Annotated in this window: 26 protein-coding genes; 16 read left to right on the top strand and 10 right to left on the bottom strand. The window is 32.0% G+C overall.

From position 1 onward, the window contains the following. Positions 1-79: 79 nt before the first annotated feature. Positions 80-502, top strand: coding sequence for a hypothetical protein (locus tag NYQ10_RS03475; protein WP_095953867.1), 423 nt, complete (start codon positions 80-82; stop codon positions 500-502). 91 nt (positions 503-593) lie between these two features. Then, positions 594-1,085, top strand: coding sequence for a septal ring lytic transglycosylase RlpA family protein (locus NYQ10_RS03480; RefSeq protein ID WP_184159255.1), 492 nt, complete (start codon positions 594-596; stop codon positions 1,083-1,085). 30 nt (positions 1,086-1,115) lie between these two features. Here the strand turns inward: NYQ10_RS03480 and NYQ10_RS03485 are convergent, their stop codons facing one another. Continuing rightward, complete coding sequence (locus NYQ10_RS03485) at positions 1,116-1,571, bottom strand: DinB family protein (RefSeq protein ID WP_289880996.1); 456 nt, start codon at positions 1,569-1,571, stop codon at positions 1,116-1,118. 80 nt (positions 1,572-1,651) lie between these two features. Here NYQ10_RS03485 and NYQ10_RS03490 point away from each other — a divergent pair, with 80 nt between their 5' ends. From NYQ10_RS03490 to NYQ10_RS03515, 6 genes are all read left to right on the top strand, one after another. Continuing rightward, positions 1,652-1,999 carry an arsenate reductase family protein gene (locus NYQ10_RS03490; RefSeq protein ID WP_289878910.1) on the top strand — a complete coding sequence of 116 codons (348 nt, stop codon included), beginning with the start codon at positions 1,652-1,654 and terminating at the stop codon, positions 1,997-1,999. Between the two features lie 94 nt (positions 2,000-2,093). Continuing rightward, positions 2,094-2,954: a YicC/YloC family endoribonuclease gene (locus tag NYQ10_RS03495; RefSeq protein ID WP_289878911.1), complete on the top strand. Its 861-nt coding sequence runs from the start codon at positions 2,094-2,096 to the stop codon at positions 2,952-2,954. 5 nt (positions 2,955-2,959) lie between these two features. After that, positions 2,960-3,550 carry a hypothetical protein gene (locus NYQ10_RS03500; RefSeq protein ID WP_289878912.1) on the top strand — a complete coding sequence of 197 codons (591 nt, stop codon included), beginning with the start codon at positions 2,960-2,962 and terminating at the stop codon, positions 3,548-3,550. A gap of 24 nt (positions 3,551-3,574) precedes the next feature. Next, positions 3,575-4,147, top strand: a complete 573-nt coding sequence (gene gmk, locus NYQ10_RS03505) for a guanylate kinase (protein WP_276171791.1) — start codon at positions 3,575-3,577, stop codon at positions 4,145-4,147. 111 nt (positions 4,148-4,258) lie between these two features. Further along, entirely contained in the window at positions 4,259-4,840 is a 582-nt protein-coding gene (gene nadD, locus NYQ10_RS03510) for a nicotinate (nicotinamide) nucleotide adenylyltransferase (RefSeq protein ID WP_289878913.1), read from the top strand. Next, a complete protein-coding gene (locus NYQ10_RS03515) occupies positions 4,841-5,542 on the top strand; it encodes a hypothetical protein (protein ID WP_289878914.1) in 702 nt (233 codons plus the stop codon). A gap of 42 nt (positions 5,543-5,584) precedes the next feature. Here the strand turns inward: NYQ10_RS03515 and NYQ10_RS03520 are convergent, their stop codons facing one another. The 5 genes from NYQ10_RS03520 to NYQ10_RS03540 form a co-directional block, all read right to left on the bottom strand. Further along, on the bottom strand, positions 5,585-7,054 hold the full coding sequence (locus NYQ10_RS03520) for a nicotinate phosphoribosyltransferase (RefSeq protein WP_289878915.1): 1,470 nt from the start codon (positions 7,052-7,054) through the stop codon (positions 5,585-5,587). Positions 7,055-7,061: 7 nt separating this feature from the next. Then, positions 7,062-7,895 (bottom strand): ribose-phosphate diphosphokinase, encoded by an 834-nt coding sequence (gene prs / locus NYQ10_RS03525; RefSeq protein WP_289878916.1) that lies wholly within the window; start codon positions 7,893-7,895, stop codon positions 7,062-7,064. 74 nt (positions 7,896-7,969) lie between these two features. Next, the gene (locus NYQ10_RS03530; RefSeq protein ID WP_289878917.1) at positions 7,970-8,662 is read right to left on the bottom strand and encodes an NUDIX hydrolase; all 693 of its coding nucleotides are present in this window, start codon (positions 8,660-8,662) and stop codon (positions 7,970-7,972) included. Between the two features lie 111 nt (positions 8,663-8,773). After that, positions 8,774-9,142, bottom strand: coding sequence for a PKD domain-containing protein (locus NYQ10_RS03535; protein WP_289878918.1), 369 nt, complete (start codon positions 9,140-9,142; stop codon positions 8,774-8,776). 84 nt (positions 9,143-9,226) lie between these two features. Beyond that, complete coding sequence (locus tag NYQ10_RS03540; protein WP_289878919.1) at positions 9,227-10,132, bottom strand: LysR family transcriptional regulator; 906 nt, start codon at positions 10,130-10,132, stop codon at positions 9,227-9,229. Between the two features lie 85 nt (positions 10,133-10,217). Between NYQ10_RS03540 and NYQ10_RS03545 the strand changes: the two genes are divergently transcribed. The 7 genes from NYQ10_RS03545 to NYQ10_RS03575 all read left to right on the top strand — a co-directional run bounded on the left by NYQ10_RS03545 (position 10,218) and on the right by NYQ10_RS03575 (position 21,059). Continuing rightward, positions 10,218-10,988 (top strand): type 1 glutamine amidotransferase domain-containing protein, encoded by a 771-nt coding sequence (locus NYQ10_RS03545; RefSeq protein ID WP_289878920.1) that lies wholly within the window; start codon positions 10,218-10,220, stop codon positions 10,986-10,988. 414 nt (positions 10,989-11,402) lie between these two features. Continuing rightward, positions 11,403-12,560 carry an iron-containing alcohol dehydrogenase gene (locus NYQ10_RS03550; RefSeq protein ID WP_289878921.1) on the top strand — a complete coding sequence of 386 codons (1,158 nt, stop codon included), beginning with the start codon at positions 11,403-11,405 and terminating at the stop codon, positions 12,558-12,560. Positions 12,561-12,913: 353 nt separating this feature from the next. Beyond that, positions 12,914-13,909 (top strand): NAD(P)H-dependent glycerol-3-phosphate dehydrogenase, encoded by a 996-nt coding sequence (locus tag NYQ10_RS03555; RefSeq protein WP_289878922.1) that lies wholly within the window; start codon positions 12,914-12,916, stop codon positions 13,907-13,909. A 400-nt stretch (positions 13,910-14,309) separates the two neighbouring features. After that, complete coding sequence (locus tag NYQ10_RS03560; RefSeq protein WP_289878923.1) at positions 14,310-16,982, top strand: TonB-dependent receptor; 2,673 nt, start codon at positions 14,310-14,312, stop codon at positions 16,980-16,982. Positions 16,983-17,000: 18 nt separating this feature from the next. Further along, positions 17,001-18,311, top strand: a complete 1,311-nt coding sequence (locus NYQ10_RS03565; protein ID WP_289878924.1) for a DUF4876 domain-containing protein — start codon at positions 17,001-17,003, stop codon at positions 18,309-18,311. A gap of 12 nt (positions 18,312-18,323) precedes the next feature. Next, a complete protein-coding gene (locus NYQ10_RS03570) occupies positions 18,324-19,916 on the top strand; it encodes a DUF6850 family outer membrane beta-barrel protein (protein WP_289878925.1) in 1,593 nt (530 codons plus the stop codon). Between the two features lie 3 nt (positions 19,917-19,919). Continuing rightward, the gene (locus NYQ10_RS03575) at positions 19,920-21,059 is read left to right on the top strand and encodes a cytochrome-c peroxidase (protein ID WP_289878926.1); all 1,140 of its coding nucleotides are present in this window, start codon (positions 19,920-19,922) and stop codon (positions 21,057-21,059) included. 143 nt (positions 21,060-21,202) lie between these two features. Here NYQ10_RS03575 and NYQ10_RS03580 read toward each other — a convergent pair whose 3' ends face one another. The 4 genes from NYQ10_RS03580 to NYQ10_RS03595 form a co-directional block, all read right to left on the bottom strand. After that, positions 21,203-21,610, bottom strand: coding sequence for a hypothetical protein (locus NYQ10_RS03580; RefSeq protein ID WP_289878927.1), 408 nt, complete (start codon positions 21,608-21,610; stop codon positions 21,203-21,205). A gap of 91 nt (positions 21,611-21,701) precedes the next feature. Next, entirely contained in the window at positions 21,702-22,721 is a 1,020-nt protein-coding gene (gene pheS / locus NYQ10_RS03585) for a phenylalanine--tRNA ligase subunit alpha (protein WP_184159214.1), read from the bottom strand. An 84-nt stretch (positions 22,722-22,805) separates the two neighbouring features. Next, positions 22,806-23,318: a hypothetical protein gene (locus NYQ10_RS03590; RefSeq protein ID WP_354669347.1), complete on the bottom strand. Its 513-nt coding sequence runs from the start codon at positions 23,316-23,318 to the stop codon at positions 22,806-22,808. 29 nt (positions 23,319-23,347) lie between these two features. After that, positions 23,348-23,704 (bottom strand): hypothetical protein, encoded by a 357-nt coding sequence (locus NYQ10_RS03595; RefSeq protein WP_276171780.1) that lies wholly within the window; start codon positions 23,702-23,704, stop codon positions 23,348-23,350. 245 nt (positions 23,705-23,949) lie between these two features. Between NYQ10_RS03595 and NYQ10_RS03600 the strand changes: the two genes are divergently transcribed. After that, positions 23,950-24,495, top strand: coding sequence for a CvpA family protein (locus NYQ10_RS03600; protein WP_289878929.1), 546 nt, complete (start codon positions 23,950-23,952; stop codon positions 24,493-24,495). Positions 24,496-24,747: the final 252 nt, after the last annotated feature.

The raw sequence follows: 24,747 nt of genomic DNA on the forward strand, positions 1-24,747 counted from the left end.
ACGGCATTGACTTTTGAGTCTAATGCCGTTTTTTTTTAGTCATTTTTGTTATATTTGTTTCAAACAAAAAACAAGGTTTATGTATAATTTTCTACAAAAATTTCACTCCGGATGGGCCTATTTAGCATTACTGCTTTTACTCGTTGCAGTTGTCAATGCAATCATCGGAGTAACATCAAAAAAAGAGTTTACGGCTAAAGATCGAAAAATTGCTTTATTTGCTTTAATTGGAACTCACACTCAGTTATTAATTGGTTTAATACTATATTTCGTTTCTCCACTTGGAAAAGCTGCTTTTGGTCAAATGTCAAATGCAGAACTTAGATTAACATCATTAGAACACCCTCTTATTAACCTTATTGCAATCGTTCTAATTACAATTGGATGGTCTAAACATAAAAAATTAATCAACAGCGAAGCTAAATTTAAAACCTTTGCTATATTTTACGGATTAGGATTATTGCTTATTTTAAGCAGAATTCCATGGAACCTTTGGTTCTAGAAAAAACCAATTAAAAGCCCTTTCAACAGGGCTTTTTTTATCTCGGCATATTATTTGTACAAACTCCCCCAAGTCTGAAAAAAAATAACCCATGAGAAATAAAAAAATCATTTTATTCGCCACAATCGCTTTCACTTTAATTAGTGGTTTTACCTATGTTATAAGTCAAACAAAACCTGCAACAGACCCAAAAATTACTCAAGACACTGTAAAAAATGCAAGACCAAATATTATTGCATTGCCAGTTGACTCAGTTTTCACAGACAAAGGCTTGAAACTTCGACCATACAAAAAAAACGCACATGCCTCCTACTATGCAGATCGTTTTAATGGAAAAAGAACCGCTAACGGAAGCAGATTCAACAACAACAGTTATACTGCAGCTCACAAAAAACTTCCTTTTGGAACTAGAGTAAAAGTAACCAATGAAGCAAACGGAAAGTTTGTTATTGTAAAAATTACCGACCGCGGTCCATTTGTAAAAACCCGTGAGATTGATTTATCCAAAAGAGCTTTTATGGACATTACCAAAAACAAAGGTGCCGGAGCAATGAAAGTTACAATCGAAACAATAGTAGAATAAAAAAATCCCGCTCTTGAGCGGGATTTTTATTTAAACCAATTTTCTCAAAGTCATCGCGATTCCAGTATGAATTCCTTCGTGATAATTATTAAAATCTAATGCATCTTGAACATTACTTAATGTAAATCCCATGCTTGTTGTGTATTCATTATATTCGACAAAAAGACCACTTTCGAAATCATTTTTTGTTTTTTCGAATGTACTCAAAAGCAAAGTTTTAATTTCATTCACTTCTTCTTCCGAAACATCTCCTTCAGGTTTTGTTCCTTTTCGATATTTCGAAATAAATTCTTCCGAAACCATTGTTGGAAGTCCCGATAATTTGTACACCAATGTTTGCTGTGCAGCAACGCAGTGCGCTACATTCCAGATAAGATTATTATTAAAACCTTGCGGAATTTTATTTAATTGTTCTAAAGAATGTCCTTCTAAGATTTTTAAGAGAATTTCTCTGATTGTTTTTTGCGTTTCAAAAACCGAACTCATATTATTATTTTTTTTTCTAAAATTAATCATTTTTAAGTTTCAAATGATTTTTCTTTGTAGTCTAATACAATTCAAAAATCATGGACAAAATATATTATTTAGCTTCTTGCGATACGTGCAGAAAAATCATTAAAAGCTTACCAGAAAACAATTTGGTTTTTCAAGACATTAGACAAGATCCAATTACTGAAGATCAGCTTGAAGAAATGTACCAACTTTCAGGAAGTTACGAAGCTTTATTCAGCAAAAAAGCACAGTTGTACAAATCAATGGATTTAAAAAACAAATCTTTGACCGAAACTGATTTTAAAAAATACATTTTAGAACATTACACTTTTTTAAGCCGTCCGGTTTTTATTATTGACGGTAAGATTTACATCGGCAACAGCCAAAAAAATGTCGCAGAAGTTATAAAAGCATTATCGTAAGAATCCTATTCTGTAATTTGTACGAAACTGATTTACAATTTACAACACAAAGCAGCAAACTTTTAATTATCTTTGCGCCTTTATACTCAATTATATGATACAATCTATGACAGGGTTTGGCAAAGCTTCTTTGCAATTGCCTACAAAAAAAATTACTGTTGAAGTAAAATCCTTAAACAGCAAAGGTTTAGATCTAAATGTAAGAATGCCATCGCTTTACCGCGAAATGGAATTAGGATTACGTACTCAGATTTCGACCAAACTGGAGAGAGGAAAAATTGATTTTGCGATTTACATCGAAAACACCGCAGAACAAACCACAACTAAAGTAAATGTACCTGTTGTAAAATACTATATCGCACAGTTAAAAGAAGTCAATCCTGATGCAGATGAAACGGAATTAATGAAAATGGCAGTTCGTATGCCTGACACATTAAAAACAGAACGTGAAGAAATTGACGAAGATGATTGGGAACAAATTCAGGTTATTATTGACGAAGCGCTTCAAAACATTTTAAATTTTAGAAAAGACGAAGGTGAATCTTTAGAAAAAGAATTCAATCTAAGAATTGGAAATATTCGCCAATTTATGAACGATACTTTAGCTCTTGATCCAGAACGCATTCAAGCAATTAAAGATCGTTTGCAAAATGCTATTTCAGAATTACAAGTTAATGTAGATGAAAACCGTTTTGAGCAGGAATTAATCTATTATTTAGAGAAATTAGACATTACGGAAGAAAAAGTACGTTTAGGAAACCATCTGGACTATTTTTTAGAAACTTTAAACGGTTCTGAAGCTAATGGTAGAAAACTTGGTTTTATTACTCAAGAAATGGGGCGTGAAATCAATACAATGGGCTCAAAATCAAATCATGCTCAAATGCAGAAATTGGTTGTAATGATGAAAGATGAATTGGAAAAAATTAAGGAACAGGTATTAAACGTTCTTTAGTTGTTATGAGACTATATTTCATTTTCTTCTTTCTAATAATATTTAAATCTTTCGGTCAAGAAGTCTCTGAAATAAATAAAGCGTTAGGAATATCTGATTCTTTAGAATATCAACAAGAAATTCGCATTTATAAAAATTCAATAGGCAATAATACTGTTATTTTTAGAATGTATAAAGAAAAGAATAATTGGTTAGGGGAAATATCTTACTACGATTCTAGATTAAAACAAATAACTAAAATCAATGGCATAGTTTTTCCAAAAGAAAAAATTGGAAAATTAAAGCCAGTAGATCCAGAATTAATTTGGCTAAAAATTCTGATGACGAATGTTGAATTTTTGCCCAATATTAAAGATATCAGCTATAAATTTGGCACACCAAAAATAGAATTCGAAAAAGGTGAGCCAACAATTGTAACGAAAAAAAGACTTGTTGTAGACGGAGAAGGATATGATGTTTACATCAGAAATAGAAAAACCAAAAACAGTTTCTATTTTGACAATCCTAAAACTTATTTAAAGTATTATCCAACAGTAGATGAATTAATTTCATATAATGAATTACTATCTGTTCTAGAGAAAGAATTTAGCTTTTAAAGGCAGATCACACATAAACACACAATGAACAAAGGAAAATTAATTGTTTTTTCGGCACCATCAGGATCGGGAAAAACAACTATCGTAAAACATTTATTAGGGCAAGAAGATTTAAATCTTGAATTTTCAATCTCGGCTGCCTCACGTGACCCGCGCGGAGAAGAAGTTCACGGAAAAGATTATTATTTTATTTCGTTAGAAGAGTTCAAAAAACACATTAAAGCAGAAGATTTCTTAGAATGGGAAGAAGTATATCGTGATAACTTTTACGGCACTTTAAAATCTGAAATCGAACGTATTTGGGCTTTAGGAAAAAATGTAATTTTTGACATTGACGTTGCCGGAGGATTACGTATTAAACATAAATTTCCGGAACAAACTTTAGCCGTTTTTGTAAAACCACCAAGTGTTGACGAACTTAAGCGTAGATTAAAAGAACGCTCTACAGAAAGCGAAGACAAAATCAATATGCGTATTGCAAAAGCATCTGTAGAATTGGCAACAGCTCCTCAATTTGACGTAATTATCAAAAATTATGATTTAGAAGTTGCTCTTGAAGAAGCGCATCAATTGGTTAAGGATTTCGTAAATAAATAAATTCTATTCCGCAGAGAATCACAAAGAAAAATACACAAAGATTCGCAGAAGCTTTTTAAACTTTGCGAATCTTTGTGCTATCTTAGCGACTCTCTGCGAAACTATAAAAAAATGAAAGTAGGTCTTTATTTCGGAACATATAATCCTATTCATGTTGGTCATTTAATCATTGCCAATCATATGGCAGAATTTGCCGATTTAGATCAGATTTGGATGGTCGTTACGCCACATAATCCATTAAAAAAGAAAGCGACTTTATTAGATGATCATCATCGTTTGCAAATGGTTTTTCTGGCGACGGAAGATTATCCGAAAATAAAACCCTCAGATATTGAGTTTAAATTACCTCAGCCGAATTATACCGTAATTACTTTAGCGCATTTACAAGAGAAATATCCAAATCATGAATTTTCTTTAATTATGGGCGAAGACAATCTGAAAACGCTTCATAAATGGAAAAACTATGAAGTAATTTTAGACAATCATGACATTTATGTTTATCCGAGAATTTCTGATGAACCTGAAAATGTTGAGCTAAAATCGCATCCAAAAATTCATGTAATTGATGCACCAATTGTGGAAATTTCTTCGACTTTTATTCGAAAGAGCATTAAAGAAGGTAAAAATATTCAACCTTTATTGCCTCCGAAAGTTTGGGAATATATTGATCACAATAATTTTTATAAGAAGTAAATGCTTTTTTCTGCTTCAATTTTTATTCCTGAAAAACCTAAATTCTTTAATTTAACCCTTTCAGAAAAATTATCATATTTGTCTATTGGAACAGTTATTTTGTATGGTTTAATATTACTTCTGATTGAACGATTTTTAGGTTATAAACTATCTCAGTACTTTTACTACCCTATAGCAGTTCTTTTGCTCTTTCATTTAGCCGGAACTTTTATTAGGCTTGCAGAATTTGAAAATTTCAATGGATATTTAAAAGGGAAAATTGCATTTGACGAAGATTTTCTCGTAGTAAATGAAATAGAATACAACTATTCAAATCTACAAGATCTTGTGATTTATGGAAATTCTTTCTCAGGAGAAAAAACACAAAACTATAGATCTGGTCCCATGTATGGAAATGGCACTAAAAACCTTATTTCATTTACTTATGATGGGATTAAAGTTGAAAAGTATTTTCAGTTAAACTCAGAAAGGCATCTTGACGAATTACAAGAGGTTTTAATTCATATTTTAACAACTGAAAAACTTCCTTATAAAAGAGAATATCTAGATTTTATAAATGATGAACATCGTTCATTTTTACTTTTCGAATTATTTATTGGAAAATTAATCCGCGAAAAACGAATGGAATGCAAAGAAGGAATTAATTTAATCGGTCTTAATTCTAAAGATGCAGCAGAGTTTAGAATAAAGTATTGTTCTTAAAATAAAAAACCTGAATTTTAAATTCAGGCTTTTCTTTTATAATTATGCTTCGATACTTACTTCACTTTTCACTCGAGTTCTAATCTCACTAAGTGATTGATCTACTAAAAGTTTTCCATCTCTAAAAACCTCTTTCAATTCACCTTGTTTTTCTTCTTCCCAAGAAACATTATCAGTTAAATGATACTTTCCATCGATTAAATCAATTTTCATCAATCCTTTAGCAGATTTTTTGGTTCCGTCATCTGTAATCGGGTCTTTGAATATCGCTCTTCCCTCTCCGTTTACTTCTCCGTAAGTTGCTTTCATCGCAAATCCGAAAGTATCTCTGGTATTGTATTGATAAGTAAAAGATCCAATTCCTAATACGACATTCGTAGAAGCAAATCCTTTAGCTTTTAATCGTTCGCAGATTTGAGTTGCACGTGCTACGGTGATACTATCTCCATAAATCGCACCAATTTGAGGCACTAATTCTTTAAACCCTTTTGTATTTGTAGAACCTCCAAAAACATCCCAAAGTAATTCAATAACACCTTTCTTTTCTTGTTCTGTTTTTCCGTTCGGATTTCCGCAGATAATATCAACTGGATCACCGCTATCAGGACGAATTACGACTTTTCCTTCTCTAGAAACAATTTCTTCTTTTAATCTTGGAAGATAATCTGTTAAAACTTTCCATAAATCCCAAGTATCAGAAACGATAGAAACAATTCCTTTTGGATAAACTTGCGTAATCAATCTCTTGAAAGTTTCATATTCACCTTCTGTTGTTCCCATGCACATTACAGAATGTTCTGTTGCAGCTACAGAACCCGCTACAAGCTCTAAATCTGAATTAGCATTGTAATATTCTTCTAAGAAATCGATCGCCGGAATAGTATCAGAACCTGTAAAACTCAATAAATGTCCCGCTGCAGAAGTCAAAGCCGCTTCGATTCCACCCATTCCTCGCATTGAGAAATCGTGTGCTTGCCAATCTACAAATTCTGGAACAGAAGAAGTTTCCGCCGCATATTTGTCTAACACTTTTCTGTATTGTTTTGCCAAAGTCGCAGAATTACAAGGAAGCCAAACCACAGCAGAAAGTAACGTTTCAAAATAATTTGTCAACCAGAAAAATTCTGGAATTGTATTGTACATCGTAAACATCGGCACACGCAAAGGAACACTTGCTCCTTCTGGCAAGGCTTTAAAAACCATCGGAATATAACCTAAATCGTGCAAATCTACGATATGTTTTGTTCCAACTAAATTTTCTCCCAAATAGTTATTGATTCTTTTCGCATATTTATTTACGACTTCTTCTTTTGGCTTTTTAAAGAAATATTCTTCAAAATCATGAATGATATATTTTTTAATGAAGTATTGCAGTCCAAAAAATACAACTTCGTCTAGCTCCTCGATTCTAGATTTTCTTGGTGTCCAGTTAGAATACACAATTGTTGTTCCGTCTGGATATTGTCTTCTGTGGTCAACTTTGTAACCGTCGGTTAATAGTAGTGGGTTCATATATTTTTTATATTAATTTTTCTAATTTAATTTGGATAACACTTTGATCGTCAAAATCTTTAAATGAATTTGTTGTAAAAATGCCATCAAAGCAATTTAAAACTTCGAAACCTTTATTGAAAATTCCGTGGCTTACGGCTAAGTATAATTTTCCGGCATTTTTCTTTTTCAATTCTTCGGCCAGTCCGACAAAAGTTCCACCACCGTCGCAAATATCATCTACAATTAAACAATCCATTCCGTTTAAATCATCTTCGTAAACTTTAAACCCAGACAATTTTCCAGTTTTCACATCGCGGCTTTTACTGCATTCTACAACTTCTACTCCGCCTAAAAACTCAGATACTTTGTAGATTTTTTTCAAAGCGCCTCCGTCTGGAGAAATCAATTTTACATTTTCTCCAATTCTATTTAAAACTTCTTTGATAAAAGTATAATTTGGAATAACTGTACTATTATTCAACAAAGCTGGAGTAACTTCTGAGTGCGCATCAAAAACATAAACTTTGCTCAATTGTAAAGCATTTATAATATCAGCATATACTTTTACAGAAAGTGGTTCGCCTGGAATCATCACGCGATCTTGTCTTGCCGCTGGAAAATAAGGAATAAAAAGATCGATAATTTTAACGTCCATTCTACGTAAAGCATCAACTGTGACACACAATAAACCTAAATCATTGAAAGAGTTTAGTCTATGTGTAATTGTAATTTTTCTATTCGGATCAAAATCTGGATTGATTTTAATATGTGGCTCTCCTCCAGAGAAAGTAAAACTTTGAAATTTGATTTCTTCCTGATTTTGAAAAGGAGCGAATTTTGGGTCAAGATTTAGTATCATAATTTTTTAGTTTGCGTTAATTATACGCAAATGTAGAATTTAATTTTAAATAAACAATTTATTTTGTGTAATATTTACGCAAACTTTATTTCGAAGTGAAAACCTTTTTCTATTAACTCTTTGTACTTTAATTTATTAAATCTAAAAAGTTTAGCTGGACGTCCGCTTTTTACAGGTGAAATATTTTCAGTTTGCTCTAAAATATCAAAGCTTAGTATTTTTTTTCGAAAGTTTCTTCGGTCGATTTCTTTTTCTAAAATAGTACAATAAAGGTTTTCAAGATCCGAAAACAAGAATTCTTCTGGAAGTAAATCAAAACCAATTGGTTCGTAAGTTAGTTTAGCTTTTAGTCTTTCTATTCCTTTTTTTAAAATCAAATTATGATCGAAAGCCAAAGACGGAATTTCGTCAATTTTAAACCATTGCACTTTTTCGGCATCTGTATTCGCTTTAATTTCTAATGTAGAAGCATCGATTAAAGCGTAATAAGCAACAGAAATAACACGATTTCTAGAGTCTCGGTAAATATCATCGCCAAAAGTGAATAATTGTTCCATAAAGGTTAATTGCACACTAGTTTCTTCATGCAGTTCACGAATAACGGCATCGCTCAAAGATTCTTCATCTTTTACCAAACCGCCAGGCAAAGCCCAATATTTATCAGAAGAACCAAATTGCTGTTCAATCAATAACGCATACAAACCGCTGCTTTTATATCCAAAAACAATTGCATCGACGGCAATTCTAATATTTTGCAATTTTTCCATATTTAAAAATCATATCGAACAAATATAACGAATGAGGATCAACTTTGTAATCTATGCATACGCAATAAATTACAAAGTTGATCCTCATTACTATTTTTTACTTGTGGTATTTTAGTTCACTGTTACACTTTTCTTTGGGCTAACTGTACAGCTTCCGCCACCTTTTTTTAGTGTTACATCTGCTTTAACTTCAAAAGTTCCTGCAGCACTGTAAGTATGCGATACGGCTCCTGTCGAAGTATTTATGGTTTCGGTTTTTCCGTCGCCAAAAGTCCATTTTACAGACGTTACGGTATTCTCTCCACTATATTGAATGGAGTAATTAATTATTTTTGAATTTGTTCCGTCAGCAGTATGCTTTAGTTCGGTTAATATTGAATCACCAAAACAATCTACTATTGCTTCATCATCGCTTTTACTGCAAGAATTGCTCATAAAAAACACGATGGTAATCATCAAAACTGTCGCGATCTTTTTCATAATTTGTTTGTTTAGGAATTTACTTACCAAAGTTATTCTTTTTTCAATACAAAATAAAACAAAACACTGAATTACAACACATTATTACAACCTATTCCCAAAAAACAGTTTTAACTCTTTAGCAATAGTTTCGAAAAACGAATTTGAATTGGTATTCTTTGCCGTCAATAAATACACAAATTCTTCTGGAACGTGAAAACTATTCCAAACCAATTGCAGTTTATTTTCTTTAATTAATTTTCTAGCGTTGCAATTCCATGTTGCCGCAACGCCATCATTTTTAGCCAAAAGTCTCAACATTTCAGATTCTGATGGAATAATGTAATTGGGAACCATAGAGGGTCTTTTTTTGTTGAAAGCATGCAGCCAAAAGACTTTTATGTGCGGAATTCGCGCATCATGACTGTACCATTTTTGTCCGTTGAGCCATTGCTCAATTTCTGTATAATTATCTGCTTTTAACCTCTGGCGAAATTCTGTTATATCCAAACTTGTTGGTGCGACCAATATCAATTTGATTTTACCGACAATTTCGTAAGTAGTATCAAAAGTATCGAACCTTTTTGTTGTAATGGCAAAATCGAGTTTTTTGGCATCGACCAATGCAAAAAGTTCTTCATTTTCTGCGAAAGTGAAATCGATTAAATCAAACTTAGAAATAAGAAGATCGCCAACGCAGTCAAAAAGATGTTTTGAAATCCCGACTGAAATTAATCGATTGGCATCTTCGGCTTTGGTTCTAAAGCTAGTTTCCACATTTTCAAGCCTTTCTAACGCATCTATTATCAAATTATTTAGTAACTTAGCATATTCGGTTGGCTCAACTCCTTTCGATTTCCGGTTAAATAATTTATTTCCGACGTGCGCCTCAAGCATTGAAATCTGCTGACTAACCGCTGGCTGACTCATAAATAATTCCTTCGCAGCCACTGAAAAATTACCGTTTTTGTAAACTGCCTTAAAAGTTCTGTACCATTCTAGATTTACCATGATATAAATATATTTATAACAAACATAGTTTATTTTATTTTTACTGATATCACATAAGCCGTAAATTTGTTGAAAATTTAATCTTATGAAGAAAATAGCATTACTCGCAATAACTGCATTTACAGCCGTAAGCATTTCTGCTGAGGCTCAAAAGTCTAATAAAAAAAGTATGAAAAAAGTCTTATTTGTTGTTACCAGCAATGATAAACTGGGCAATACAGGAGAAAAAACAGGATTTTGGTCAGAAGAATTTGCTGCGCCATATTATGAATTACTAGATCAAGGCGTTGAAATTACAATTGCTTCTCCGCTTGGAGGACAACCGCCAATTGATCCAAAAAGTGCCGATCCGGCTTCGGCAACAGAAGACACGAAACGTTTTGATGCTGATAAAGTTTTACAAGAAAAATTAAAAAACACTTTAAAACTTTCTACAGTTGACCAAAAAGATTACGACGCAGTATTTTATCCAGGAGGTCACGGTCCGCTTTGGGATTTGGTTGAAGACAGAAGTTCAATTGCTTTAATTGAATCTTTCTACACGCACAAAAAACCAGTTGCTTTTGTTTGTCACGCTCCTGCCGTTCTAAAAAACGTAAAAGTTGATGGACAATATTTAGTGAAAGGTAAAAAAATTACCGGTTTTACTAATGAGGAAGAAGAAGCAGTAGGTTTGACAAAAGTGGTTCCGTTTTTATTGGAAGACGCTTTAGCATCAAACGGAGGAATTTTTTCTAAAGGTCCAAACTGGCAACCATACGCAGTTGAAGACGGACTTTTAATTACAGGACAAAATCCAGCTTCATCGAAATTGGTGGCAGGGAAATTGTTGAAGGAATTAAACCGTAAAAAATAATTATAATATATTTTGAAAGAAAAGGAAATTACATATTACAATCAATTAAATGAAACATTAGAAAATTGTGAATTAGAATTTTTAATAAATGAAGAATCTGCAATATTCAAAATGATAGATTTATACGAAAAACTTCATGAAATAAATTATCATGACCTTTCTAATAGTATAGAACTTTGGATTTCCTAAAATCCTAAAGGAAATATACTGGAATATATTAGATTGAAACAATATTTAAATTGCACAACAATAATCGAGATTGTGCAAAACCATAATCTTTGATTCTTTCAAAATCATAAATTAATAAAAAAATTAAATAACAACGATGCTAAGTTTGCTGAATAAGTTCAAACAAAAAACTTAGAACCTCAGTCCCGAAGCCTCGGGATAGCATCTTAAAACCTTAAAAAAAAAATGCTCAACTTTGAATTATATAATCCGACGAATTTAATCTTCGGAAAAGGACAAATTGAAAAACTTTCGACTTTAGTTCCAAAAAATGCTAAAATATTATTGGCTTATGGCGGCGGAAGTATTTTTAAAAACGGAATTTACGATCAAGTAATCAACAATTTAAAAGGTTTTGAAATTGTAGAATTTGGCGGAATAGAACCAAATCCAAGATTTGAAACTTTGATGAAAGCTGTTGATGTAATTAAGGCTGAAAAAATCGATTTTATTCTTGCTGTTGGCGGAGGATCTGTAATTGATGGCGTGAAATTTATTTCAGGAGCCGTTAATTTTGAAGGAAATCCGATTGACATTCTACAAAAAAGAATATTAATTAAAGAAAATGCTTTACCGTTTGGAACTGTTTTGACGCTTCCAGCAACAGGAAGCGAAATGAATTCTGGTTATGTCGTGACAATTGAAGCAACTCAAGAAAAATTATCTTCTGGTGGAAGTGCTTTGTTTCCGCAATTCTCTATTTGCGATCCGACTGTAATTGCTTCTTTACCAAAAAGACAACTTGAAAATGGTGTTGTAGATGCTTTTACACACGTTATGGAACAATATTTAACGTATCCGACTGATGCTTTTCTACAAGACAGAATTGCAGAAGGAATTTTACAGACTTTAATTGAAGTTGGTCCAGGCGTTGTAGAAAATCCGACAGATTATACTTTGGCTTCCAACTTTATGTGGAGCTGTACAATGGCGTTAAACGGATTAATTCAGAAAGGTGTTCCGAGCGATTGGGCAACGCATATGATTGGTCACGAACTAACAGCACTTTACGAAATTGACCATGCTAGAACTTTGGCGATTATCGGTCCGAGTTTGTACACTGTAATGTTTGAAAGTAAAAAAGGAAAATTGGCTCAATACGGAAGACGAATTTTTAATTTAACAGGTTCTGATGACGAAGTGGCAAAAGAAGCAATCAATAAAACGGTTGAGTTTTTCCATACAATGGGAATGGATACGAAACTTTCTCAATATACAAACGACTATTCAAAAACAGCAGAATTTATCGTAAATCGCTTTGATGAAAGAGGTTGGAAAGGTTTAGGCGAAAAGCAATTAGTAACTTTAGATAAAGTGAAATCTATTGTTGAACTTAGTTATTAGTCGCAGTACTCAGTATCAGTTTACAGTTAGTATGTCACTGAATACTGTGACTGAGACTGAAAACTATTTCATATAAAAATCAAAAAAGGCGTTCTTAATAAATTTAGGAACGCCTTTTTAAAATACTAAAACAAAACTAACTAACTCAATTCCTTGTAAATTCATTAAAATTCTAATTTATAAAGTATTACAACGTAAGTCGTGTGTTTTTATTGTATAGTGTTTGAAAAAAAATATTTAATCGCAAAAACTCTTGAAAGTCATTGTAATTAAAGGCTTTTTTAAAATTTCTTAAATCAGGTTTTGCTTTATTAGCACATTATTAAGTACTTTTGTTTTAAATTATTAAAATAATGAGCGAAAAATTAAAATTTGCAGTGATTGGTGGTGGAAGTTGGGCAACGGCAATTGCGAAAATGTTATGCGTTAATCTTTCAGAAATTGCTTGGTACATGCGAAATGATTCGGCAATCGAACATATTCAAAAATACAAGCACAATCCAAACTATTTAAGTTCGGTTGAATTTGACACTAATAAACTCAAATTAACTAACAATATAAACGAAGCGATAGAATATGCAGATTACATTATTTTTGCAATTCCTTCTGCGTTCCTTGATGCTGAATTGAAAAATATGACGGTTTCTTTAGCCGATAAAATTATTTTTTCTGCCATTAAAGGAATTGTTCCTGAAACGAGTTTAATTGTTGGGGAACATTTTCATATTCAATATGATATTCCATATTACAATATCGGAGTAATTACAGGTCCATGTCACGCAGAAGAAGTTGCATTAGAAAGACTTTCGTACTTAACCATTGCTTGCGGTGATCCAGATAAAGCAAAAATGGTTGCTAAAACACTTTCTGGAAATTACATTAAAGCGAAAATCTCAGACGATATTATTGGAACGGAATACGCAGCAATGCTAAAAAATATTTACTCTATCGCTGCCGGAATTGCTCATGGTTTAGGTTATGGCGACAATTTTCAGTCGGTTTTAATGAGTAATGCAATTCGCGAAATGAAGAAATTCATTAGAAAAGTGCATAAAATGAAACGTAACATTAATGATTCTGCTTATTTGGGCGATTTATTGGTTACAGGATATTCTGTTTTCTCTAGAAATAGAATGTTCGGAAATATGATTGGTAAAGGTTATACCGTAAAAAGCGCCATGATGGAAATGAGTATGGTTGCTGAAGGTTATTACGCAACAAAAAGTGCTTATAAATTAAATCAAGGTTACGGAGCAAAAACACCAATTATCGATGCTGTTTATGCCGTTTTATACGAAGGAAAAGATGCTAAATCTGTTTTTAGAAAACTGACTGAATCTTTGGATTAAGTTCTTTTTAGAAAGAGACAAGAAGCAAGAAATAGATTAATCTTAATAATAGAAAAAGAGCTGGAAAAGTATTTCTGGCTCTTTTTTTTGTTTTAAAAAATTAGAAAAAGAATAAACAAAACAAGAAACTAAGATTCCTTTTAACAGGAATTATTCTGTTTTAGAATACATCAAACCTACATCTTAGCTTAAAAAATACCTATTTATATTCTTACAAAAAAAATTAAGAAAAATTTAACTGTTTATCAGCACTGTAGCTTTTAAACTATGCCTCTATATTTTCTTATTTTCTCACAAATTGAATTGTACTCCATTTTACAAATTCCTTATTTTTCATTGCTTCGCAAAGAATTATTGATATTTTTGCATCACTATTTTTATTTGTTCTAATTAAATACAGATGCGTTTTATTACAATTCTTCTTTTGTTTACCCAGATTCTTTTTTCTCAAAAGACGATTTCGGGTAAAGTTTTATCTAAAGAAACTTCTACATCTTTGGCAGGTGTTTTTGTTCGCGATACCAAAACTGAAAACTGGACTATTTCTGATAAAGATGGAAATTTCAGTATCACTATTCCCTATTTTCAAGATATTGAATTGAACTTTTCCATTCTTGGAAAAAAAGATGTTAATCAGATTTTGAAGAACAATCAAAATTCGATTACGGTTTATTTGGAAGATAATACGCTTTTCCTTAAGGAAGTTGTGGTTACAGCCGAAAAGAAAAGGCAGTATTCAGAATTAATCTTGGAAAAAAATGCAATCAATAACGTACAAGCATTTTCTTTGGATGATGTTTTACAGCAACTTCCAGGACAAACCATTACAACTTTTGACCTAAACGAGTTTAAAAACATTGTTTTTAGAACTGCAGTACCATCTAGTCCTACTTCAACCGTTAAAGCATTTGGAACTTCTTTTGTCATGAATGATATTCCGATATCAAATAACGAGAATATGCAAGCTTTTAATCCAAATGGACTTACGTTCAACACATTTGGAACAAGAGATAAAACTTTTACAAATGCAAACGCAGGAGTCGATTTAAGAGAAATCTCAACTAATAACATTGAAGAAATTAAAGTTATTCAGGGAATTCCATCTGCAAAGTACGGTGATTTAACTTCTGGACTTGTCTTAATAACAACGAAAGTTGGTAGAAGTCCTTACAGGGTTTCTGCTTCTCTAAGAGATGCTACATCAGAATTAAATCTAACTAAAGGCTTCAAATTAAACGCAAACAATTCGATGAATATAGCGCTTAATTACCTTGACAATAAAGCAGATCCAAGAGATAATTTATTAAACTATGAGAGAGTTAATGGAAATATGTCGTGGTTATATAAGAATCAGTCTTCAACCATAAAAAACACCGTTAATACTTCATTCCGTCTAAACTTAGATGAAGCTAAAACTGATCCTGATGATATTAATGCTGCAGTAGCAAGAAATCAGAAAAAGGGTTTTTCAATTTCAAATAACTTCATGTGGAAACCCAAAAACTTATGGATTGACGGTATTAATATTAACGGAAGTTTTAGCTATGATAAACAATTTTCAAGAAGAGACAGATATATTAATGTTGCCAATGCCGCTGCTACTGATAGTTACGAAGAAGGTATTCATGATGCTATTATACTTCCTTCTCAATATACTAGCATCAATACTGTCGAAGGTATTCCAATTTCGACTTTTTTAACTTTAGAGACAACCAAAGTATTAACTAATGAAAGCAAATGGATTCATAGTCTTGTTTTAGGAATTTCAAATCGAACAAGTGCTAACAAAGGTGAAGGAAGAAAAAATGCAGTTACAGGTTTACTAAATTTTTATGCACTAACACAAAACAATGACAATACTTTAGGTTATAGAGATTATCAATTTACTAACTCTAAAACTGAGAATCAAATGTCTGCTTATGCTGAAGACAGAATTTTTAAAAAATTTCAAAATGAACAGATTTTAAATGTCGATTTAGGAGTTCGATTTGACAATCAGCTAGGTAATATGTCTTTACAACCTCGTATTAATTCATCTTTTACATTTAATAAAATAATTAAAGTTCGAAGTGGATTTGGGATATCATCTAAAGCTCCATCATTAAATCAGCTTTATACTGGAGACCGTTTTTTGGATAAAATTGTTGGAAGTGGAATTTATACTTATCCAGGAATTTATCAAAAAGCGTGGATTCAAACTCTTATTACTCCTGGAGATAATTTAAATCTTAAGCCAAGTAAATCTTATCGAACCGAATTAGGTTTTGATTTTAACCTGCCATTTGGAATATTAAACTTCACAGGATATTATAATAAACTTTACAATGGTTTTTCGAGCGAAAAACATCCTGAATATAGAGTGATTCCAAAAGCTGAAGTTGTAATTGTTGGAACGGAAATTCCGACTTACCAAATTGTTGGAACTGAAAATTTTTATTATTTCACGAATACCTTAACTAACAATAATTCTTCTGAAGATAAAGGGATAGAAGCCATTATAAATTTTAAAAAGATTAAGCCTCTGAACCTTGACATCAGTTTAAATGCGTCTTACGTTCATACTAAAGATTTTTCTAATGTAAAAACATATGTGGCCTCGGCTAGTCTTTTATCACCCGAAACATACGGAGTTTTTGATCCTAGAACAAGTTTATACGACAATTTTACTATTAGCTCAAATTTCAACTATCATATTCCCTCAGTTGGATTATTAATTTCGATGAGAACAGATCATGTCTTATTAAAAAACACAAAATCTCCTACATCAAATTTTCCAAATGGCTATTTAGACAAGGAATTGGTATATCATGATATTCCAGTTGAAGACAGGACAAATGTTCAAAAATACGGACATCTTATTCAAAAATATAATGAAAGCGAAAATAAACTGCCGAAAGCTGTTCACAATTTCCATTTACGAGTTTCCAAAGATTTTTTAAATGGTTTTAGTGTTTCTCTTTATGCAACAAATTTCTTAAATGTAAAACCATACTATTATGATGATTCTGGCGACAAAATACTATCAAATGTTGCTACATTTTCATTTGGGACAAGACTTGACTACGAATTTTAAATCTCTAAATATTATACTATGAAAAAATCTTTCCTTATTACTATAACATTATTATTTGCAATACTTATACAATCTTGCAGCAACAATGATGAAAATGAGGCTTTAAAGCCCGTTAATTTCTCCATCAATGTAAAATATGATGAAACATTCAACAATGTTATTACCCAAAATTCTGATGTCACCATAGTAAACAATGAAACTGGAAATAAATACACCGTAAAATCAGATGTAAATGGTGTTGCTCAATTTAATCAAATCATACCTGGAGTATACTCAGTTTCGGCAACCAAAGTAATGCAATCAGCAGAATTCACTGAAACTTTTGGTTATACTCCAACAGAAGCAGAAATTAATTTTAATGGCTCTGAAAGCAGTTTAACGGTAACCAGCACTACAGCTCCAATAAATATTGTAATGAAAACTTCAAAAGTAGGTGATTTTGTAATTAAACAAATTCACTATGGAGGTTCCGATACTCAAAAAGGAGCTTCGATAAGAGATCAATTTATAGAAATATACAATAACTCAAATACTGTGCAATATGCCGATGGATTATACTTCGCACAATTGTATGGATCATTTGCAACAACTGTTTATGCCTATACTTTAGCAAACGGGCAATATGACTGGAGTAAATCAGAAGGAATGACAATTGGTAGTTCGGCAAATACAGATTATGTTTATGCTTCTAACATATTTAAAATCCCTGGAAATGGAACACAATATCCTGTACAACCAGGTAAAAGTATTGTAATTGCTCAAAATGCTATTAACCATAAATCAAATTACACAGATAATAATGGAAAATCGGTTAGCATATTAAGTCCTGAACTTACCCTTGACTTAAGCACTGCAGATTTTGAATCATTTTTAGGAACCTATTTAGGAGACACTTACCTATATGATATCCAGAATCCAGCTGTTCCAGATTTAGATATTGCTTATTGGGGCAACAAAAACAAAGACATGATTTTGGACACAAATGGAAGATATGGATATGCTATTTTAAAAATGTCAGCAACTGAACTCGCAAGCTTAAAAAGCTATAAAAATCCAAAAGGAGATGCTACCCTATATCTTCAAGTACCTAATACTGTAATTATCGATGGTGTTGATACTACAAAAGATTTAGGATCAAATTATATTCCTAAAAAACTAGCTACCCAAATTGATGGTGGTACAACTTATTTACCTTCAGGAGCATTTTCTTCTAAATCTGTAATCAGAAAAACTAAAACTACAATTGCTGGAAGAATTGTTTTACAAGACACCAATAATTCAAGTAACGATTTTGTAGAAATAACGGCTAACCCAAGAGGATTTAACTAAAAATTTTCATTAATGAAAATTAACAACATGAATATTATTCAAAGTAATGCCCAGAAATACTGGGCTTTACTTATTTTTTTTATTTTTCACGTTTTTTCCGCACAAGCACAAGATAGCATAGCGGTAACCAATCATATTATCGATTCACAAGTTAAAAATGAAATCTTCAAGTTTCCTGTGAGTTATACGAATCAATACATTAAAGATTTTACTTTTACGGAAATATCGTATCAGTATCAGAAGAATGAATTTGCTAGGACGCAAGTCGCCAACGAAATAAACACTTATAATTTTTTAGCTCAAGGTTATTACACCACAAAATCTAAATGGAAGTTATTTGGTGACCTATCTATTTCAAAATTTGACGAGAAAAATCTAGGCTGGATACTTTCAGATGAGCGCACAGAAGACCAAGAAGTTGTAGCACCTCATTATTTTCTTGTTCCAAGAGAAGCAAATTGGACCAATCAAAAATATGATTTTAATGGAGGTTTTTCTAAAGAAATTACAAACAAAATATCATTTGCAGCGAAAGTAAATTACAGTACTGGAAAATTTACAAGAAATCTAGATCCAAGGCCACAAATTATTACAAGAAAAATAGGGGGCGAAGTACAATTTGGCTACTCTTTAATAGAAAATCATAAAGTTTTTGTTTTGGCAAATTACTCTCGACTAGACAAAGATTTTACATATACCTACAAAGATGATCATTTAAATGTTGAGACGAAACCTGAAACGTATTTAAGGTTTAACACTGGTTACGGAAGAATTATTAATTATTTTAAATCTAATTATTCTGGAGGAAGACGTTTCCTGTATAAAGACATAATCACTAAAGCAGGTTTAGGTTACACTTTCAATAATAAAAATAATACATTTACCATTTCATATTACAATCAAAAATCAAACAATAATTTCTACAACAATGTATTTGGCACAGAAGATCAAGAAAGATTAAAATATGAAACTACCACCAACCATGTCGAATTGTTTTCTTTCCATAAATGGGATAAAAAAGAAATAAAATCAACTGCAAAATTTGATTTTAGTAATTCCCGTAATTTTGACGTAAACAATAACGGTTATAATTATAAAAACAGTTTAAATACTATTAGCTGGTTAACCTCAATTTCAAAAAGAACGAAATCATACATTGACTATTTATTTGGTTTCGACATTTTGTATAGGCAAAACGAATACAATGACGTAATGGCAACTGCTGATATAGAAATTAACGCTCTAAATATTGGAATATTTGGTAGCAAAGATTTCGCTTTCGCTAAAAGCAAATTAAATGTAACCACAAGTTTCAATATGTATTTCCCGCTTCCATCAAAACTGGAATATTATGATACTTCTGGTGGAACAAATGTCAGATTTTTTGATGAAGTAATTATTCATGATTACGCCGTAAGCACAACCAATTACTTTGCACCTGCATTACGCTTAGAATACAGCTATCCTTTAAAAAACAACAAAACGGTGGTTTTCTTTACCGATTTAAAAGAGAAAATCGCATTAAAAAAACAAACTGATTATCCAGTCAGTATTAATACCAATACCACCTATTGGGTTCAAATGGGTGTACAATTAAATTATTAAAGAATGAAAACGAAATTAATTGGCATCGGAGTAATGATATTTTCACTTATCATGCTTTCTTATGCCAAAATTGAACCAAACCTATCTATTTCAGAATTAAAAAGATTATACAGCAGTGGCGATTATCAAAAATGGCCAAAGCCTGAAGTTGACTCTATGGTTTACACCCAAGGATTTGAAGATATCGGAGTTTTAGGTAAACCCGAATTTCCAGAAAACAATCCGTATTCGGAAGAAAAAGCAGAATTAGGTAAAGTGCTTTTCTTTGACCCGAGATTGTCTAAATCTGGACAGATTTCGTGCGCCAATTGCCACGATCCCGAATTAAATTGGGGCGATGCCAGAAGAGTTTCTTATGGAGAAGGAAGATTGCAAGGAATTAGAAATGCGCCAAGTTTAATGAACATCGCTTATGCTAAAGTTTTCTTTTGGGACGGAAGAGCTGCAACATTAGAAGATCAAGCTAGTTTTCCTATTCAAGATACTAAAGAAATGAATTTTCATATCGATTTGGCAACAAAGCGTTTGAATAAAATAAAAGGTTATAAACCATATTTCAAAAAAGCTTTCGGAAAAGAAAAACTAACACAAGAAGAAATTTTAAAAGCAATTGCCACTTTCGAAAGAACGCTAATAAGTCCAAAAAGTAAATTTGACAAATTTGTCGCTGGAGATTCTACACAATTGACCAACAGACAAGTTGAAGGTTTACATTTGTTCCGTACCAAAGCACGTTGCATTAATTGCCATAATACAGCGAATTTCTCCGACAATAAATTTCACAATATTGGTTTAACATATTATGGAAGAGAATACGAAGATTTAGGAAGATACAATGTTACCAAGAAAGCAGAAAATGTAGGCGAATTTAAAACCCAATCTTTACGCGGCGTGACGCAAAATGCACCTTATATGCACAACGGTTTATTTCCAAACATTCGTGGCGTTTTGAATATGTACAATGCGGGAATGCCTCAACCCAAAAGAAAAGAACACCAGTTAAACGATACTTTATTCCCAACTACTTCGAAACTGATAAAAAAATTAAACCTAAACAAATCTGAAATGGATGCTTTAGAAGATTTTATTGGAAGTTTATCAACTGGAGCTTATAAAATGCGTCCGCCTGTTTTACCGCAGTAGTTAGTTTACAGTCGCAGTCACAGTTTTCAGTCTTTGCAATCGTAAAAATCTCAAAAATATCATTTCATAAAAAAGGTCGGAAAAGTATATTCCGACCTTTTTTATATTGTTTATGCACTGAAAACAGTGACTGCGACTGAAAACTATTTCACCATAATCCCTTCAACAAACAAAATCGGCACTTCTTCCGTTTTGTTTTCGTCAAGCGAATTAGCTTTGAAGATAAATTTCTTATCGTATAAAGTATTCCCAATGAAGAAAGTTACCATAAATTCGTTATTTAGAGCCAAAAGACTTTTCTCAACTAATTCAATTTTCACAACAGAAACCGAAGGAACTTCAACAAATACATGACGCAAAATCGAAGTTTTTTTCATTTCACCATCAATAGTTCCAAATGCTTTTGAAACCACCATTACGCTGTCTAAGTTAAAATCGCTGTCATTAACCAAATAAGCGTACCACACTTTTTCCATAAAATCGTCGCTCCATTCCTGCACGGCTGCAAGAAATACGTTTTCGACTTCTGGAATTATTATATCTTTTTTCATATGAGTCAAAAGTTTTAAAGTCGAAAGTCGAAAGTCAAAAGCCATCACTTTGAGACTTTTGACTTTCGACTTTACAACTTTATGACTTAAATTAAATATTTGCTTTGAATTGCTCTAAGAAACGAACATCATTTTCGTAGAACATACGAATATCACCAATTTGGTATAAAAGCATTGCGATACGCTCTACTCCCATTCCGAAAGCAAATCCGTTGTATTCATCTGGGTTGATATCACAGTTTTTTAAAACATTTGGATCTACCATTCCGCAACCTCCAATTTCTAACCAACCAGTTCCTTTTGTGATACGGTAATCAGTTTCTGTTTTTAATCCCCAATAGATATCAATTTCAGCACTTGGTTCTGTAAATGGGAAATAAGACGGACGAAGACGAATCTTAGATTTTCCGAACATTTCTTTAGTGAAATAAAGTAACGTTTGCTTCAAATCGGCGAAAGAAACATCTTTGTCAATGTATAATCCTTCCACTTGATGGAAAATACAATGCGAACGAGATGAAATTGCTTCGTTACGGAAAACACGTCCTGGAGAAATTGTACGAATTGGCGGTTTATGATTTTCCATATAACGCACCTGCACAGATGATGTATGCGTACGCAACAACACGTCAGGATTGGTTTGAATGAAAAATGTATCCTGCATATCTCTTGCCGGATGATATTCTGGCAAATTCAATGCGGTAAAATTATGCCAATCGTCTTCGATTTCTGGCCCTTCAGAAACGTTGAATCCGATGTTAGCAAAAATATCAATAATTTGATTTTTTACGATAGAAATAGGATGACGAGAACCAATAATTACTGGTTCTGCCGCACGAGTTAAATCTCCGAAAATACCTTTTGATTCTTCTTTGCTTTCTAAAGTTTCAACAATTGACTTAACTTTTTCTTCAGCTGCATTTTTCAATGCATTTATAACTTGTCCAAATTCTTTTTTCTGATCGTTTGGAACGTTTTTAAATTCTGCGAAAAAATCATTTAAAACGCCTTTTTTTCCTAAGAATTTTATACGGAATGCTTCTAGTTCTTCTTTGTTTTCAGTTGAAAAAGATTGGGCTTCCCCAATATAATCTTTAATCTTATCTATCATTTTCATTCAGTTCTTGAGAATACAAATTTAGTGTTTTTAGTTGAAAGTGTACAGTCGCAGTCGCAGTTTTAAGTTTTCCCTAAATTATTTTATCAGATTTAACTTTTCTTCAACTTGTTTAATCTTGACATGCCAATAATCTAAACCTTCTTGATTGGTTACAATTTCCTTTTTATAATTAGAAGAAACACTGCTTAATTCATGCCAATTTTTATTTGAATCCCTTTCTTTTTCTTGTTTTGTTGAAGGTTCAATTCTTGTACGCCAAAAATCCATATTTTTAAGATATATCTTTTTTATGTCTTCAAAATATTCGATTAATTTTTCTTTTGAATTCGGAATATAACCTGGTCCACTGCAACCACAGGAATGAAATGTAATTCCGACAGAATATAAACTTTTAATATGCTCCCATTTTTTTAGATCATCTTTTTTAGGTGATTCAAAATCGAGCCCCATATTTGCCATTAATCCATTACACTCAGGGCATTTAACTTCAAGATTTGGTTTCTCACCTCTTTTTATATCTTTTATAAGTCTTCTTTTAAATGTTTTACGACAATTAAAACATGCATAATGCGGTTTATATATTGTCATTCCATATCTACACATCTTATTTTTATTTCTTACTCTATCAGTTTTCTTTCTAAAAAATAATTTACAATCGCTTCTTTCATTAAAACCGATTGTTCACCCGCTTTTAAAGCTGGTAATTGTTCTTTTACTTTATAATGTGGCCATCCTTCGGCATCAAAAAAGTCGAATTCATAAAACCCGTAAGGCTCTAATAATCTACATATTGCAATATGCATGAGATTTAATTTTTCGTCTTTTTTGAATTCGCGGTGTACTTTTCCAAGTTCCTGCACTCCGATTAGGTAAATTATGGCATCCAAATCTAAATCTTCGCCTTGCGAAAATTGATTGGAAAGTATATCAACGAGCTTTTCCCATCGCTCTTTTAATTGTGTATCTCTAGACATTTAATTTATGATTTATGATTGTAGATTTTAGATTGCTGATTTAAAAATCTATTCTGAAGGGGGCAGAATCGCAATCTATACTCTAAATTTTGATTTGCAAAGATACATAGTTCAATACATTGCACCTAAAAAAATAAACGTATACAAAAAGACCACTATAAAAAACCTCTGAACCTTTGCAACTAAGAATCTTTGAACCTAAAAAAAGATATATCTTTGCGCCTCATTAAACACCAAACCAAAACATGAGTTTTTTTGATATTATTGTAGCCGCACTTTTAGGATACAGTTTGTATAAAGGCATTAAAAATGGACTTTTTGTAGAAGTTGCTTCTTTTATTTCCTTGTTGTTAGGAATTTATTTGGCAATTAAATTTTCGTCTTTAATGACGGGAATGATTTCCAAACACGTTTCTTGGAATCCGACTAATATTCAAATCACGGCTTTTATCTTAACTTTTATCTTAGTTGTAATTGGTGTTTATTTCTTAGCCAAAATCTTAACTGGAATTGCAGATTTTGCAATGCTTGGCTGGATGAATAAACTTGGAGGCGGTTTTTTCAGAGTTTTAAAAACAATTCTGATTCTGAGTATTTTTATTGCTTTGTTTGAGAAAATCATTTTCAATAATACTTTCGCCAAAAAGGAAACTTTGGATAATTATATTTTCTATAATCCAGTGAAAAAAGTTGCTGCTTTTGTATATCCATCAATTGAAAAATGGTATGAGACGTTTAAAAAGGAACATTCTCAAAAATCTGAGGAAGACAAAGGACAGACAGAAAAATAATTTTTATATGTCCTATAATTAAGCCCGACAGGTTTTTGAAACCTGTCGGTGTTTGTTATTAAAAAGCTTCGGAGAAGCGAAATATTTATAGAAATTAAATCGTGCTAATGTAAAAAAGCTCCAGCGGAGCGACATATATTTCGCTCCGCTGGAGCTTTATATTGTAACTATCTATATTATTCTATAAATATTTCGCTTCTCCGAAGCTTATTTTAATAATCTTTAGAAAACATTTCATTTTCAAATATTTGC

Origin of the sequence: Flavobacterium johnsoniae (assembly GCF_030388325.1) — a bacterium.
Taxonomy (GTDB): domain Bacteria; phylum Bacteroidota; class Bacteroidia; order Flavobacteriales; family Flavobacteriaceae; genus Flavobacterium; species Flavobacterium johnsoniae_C.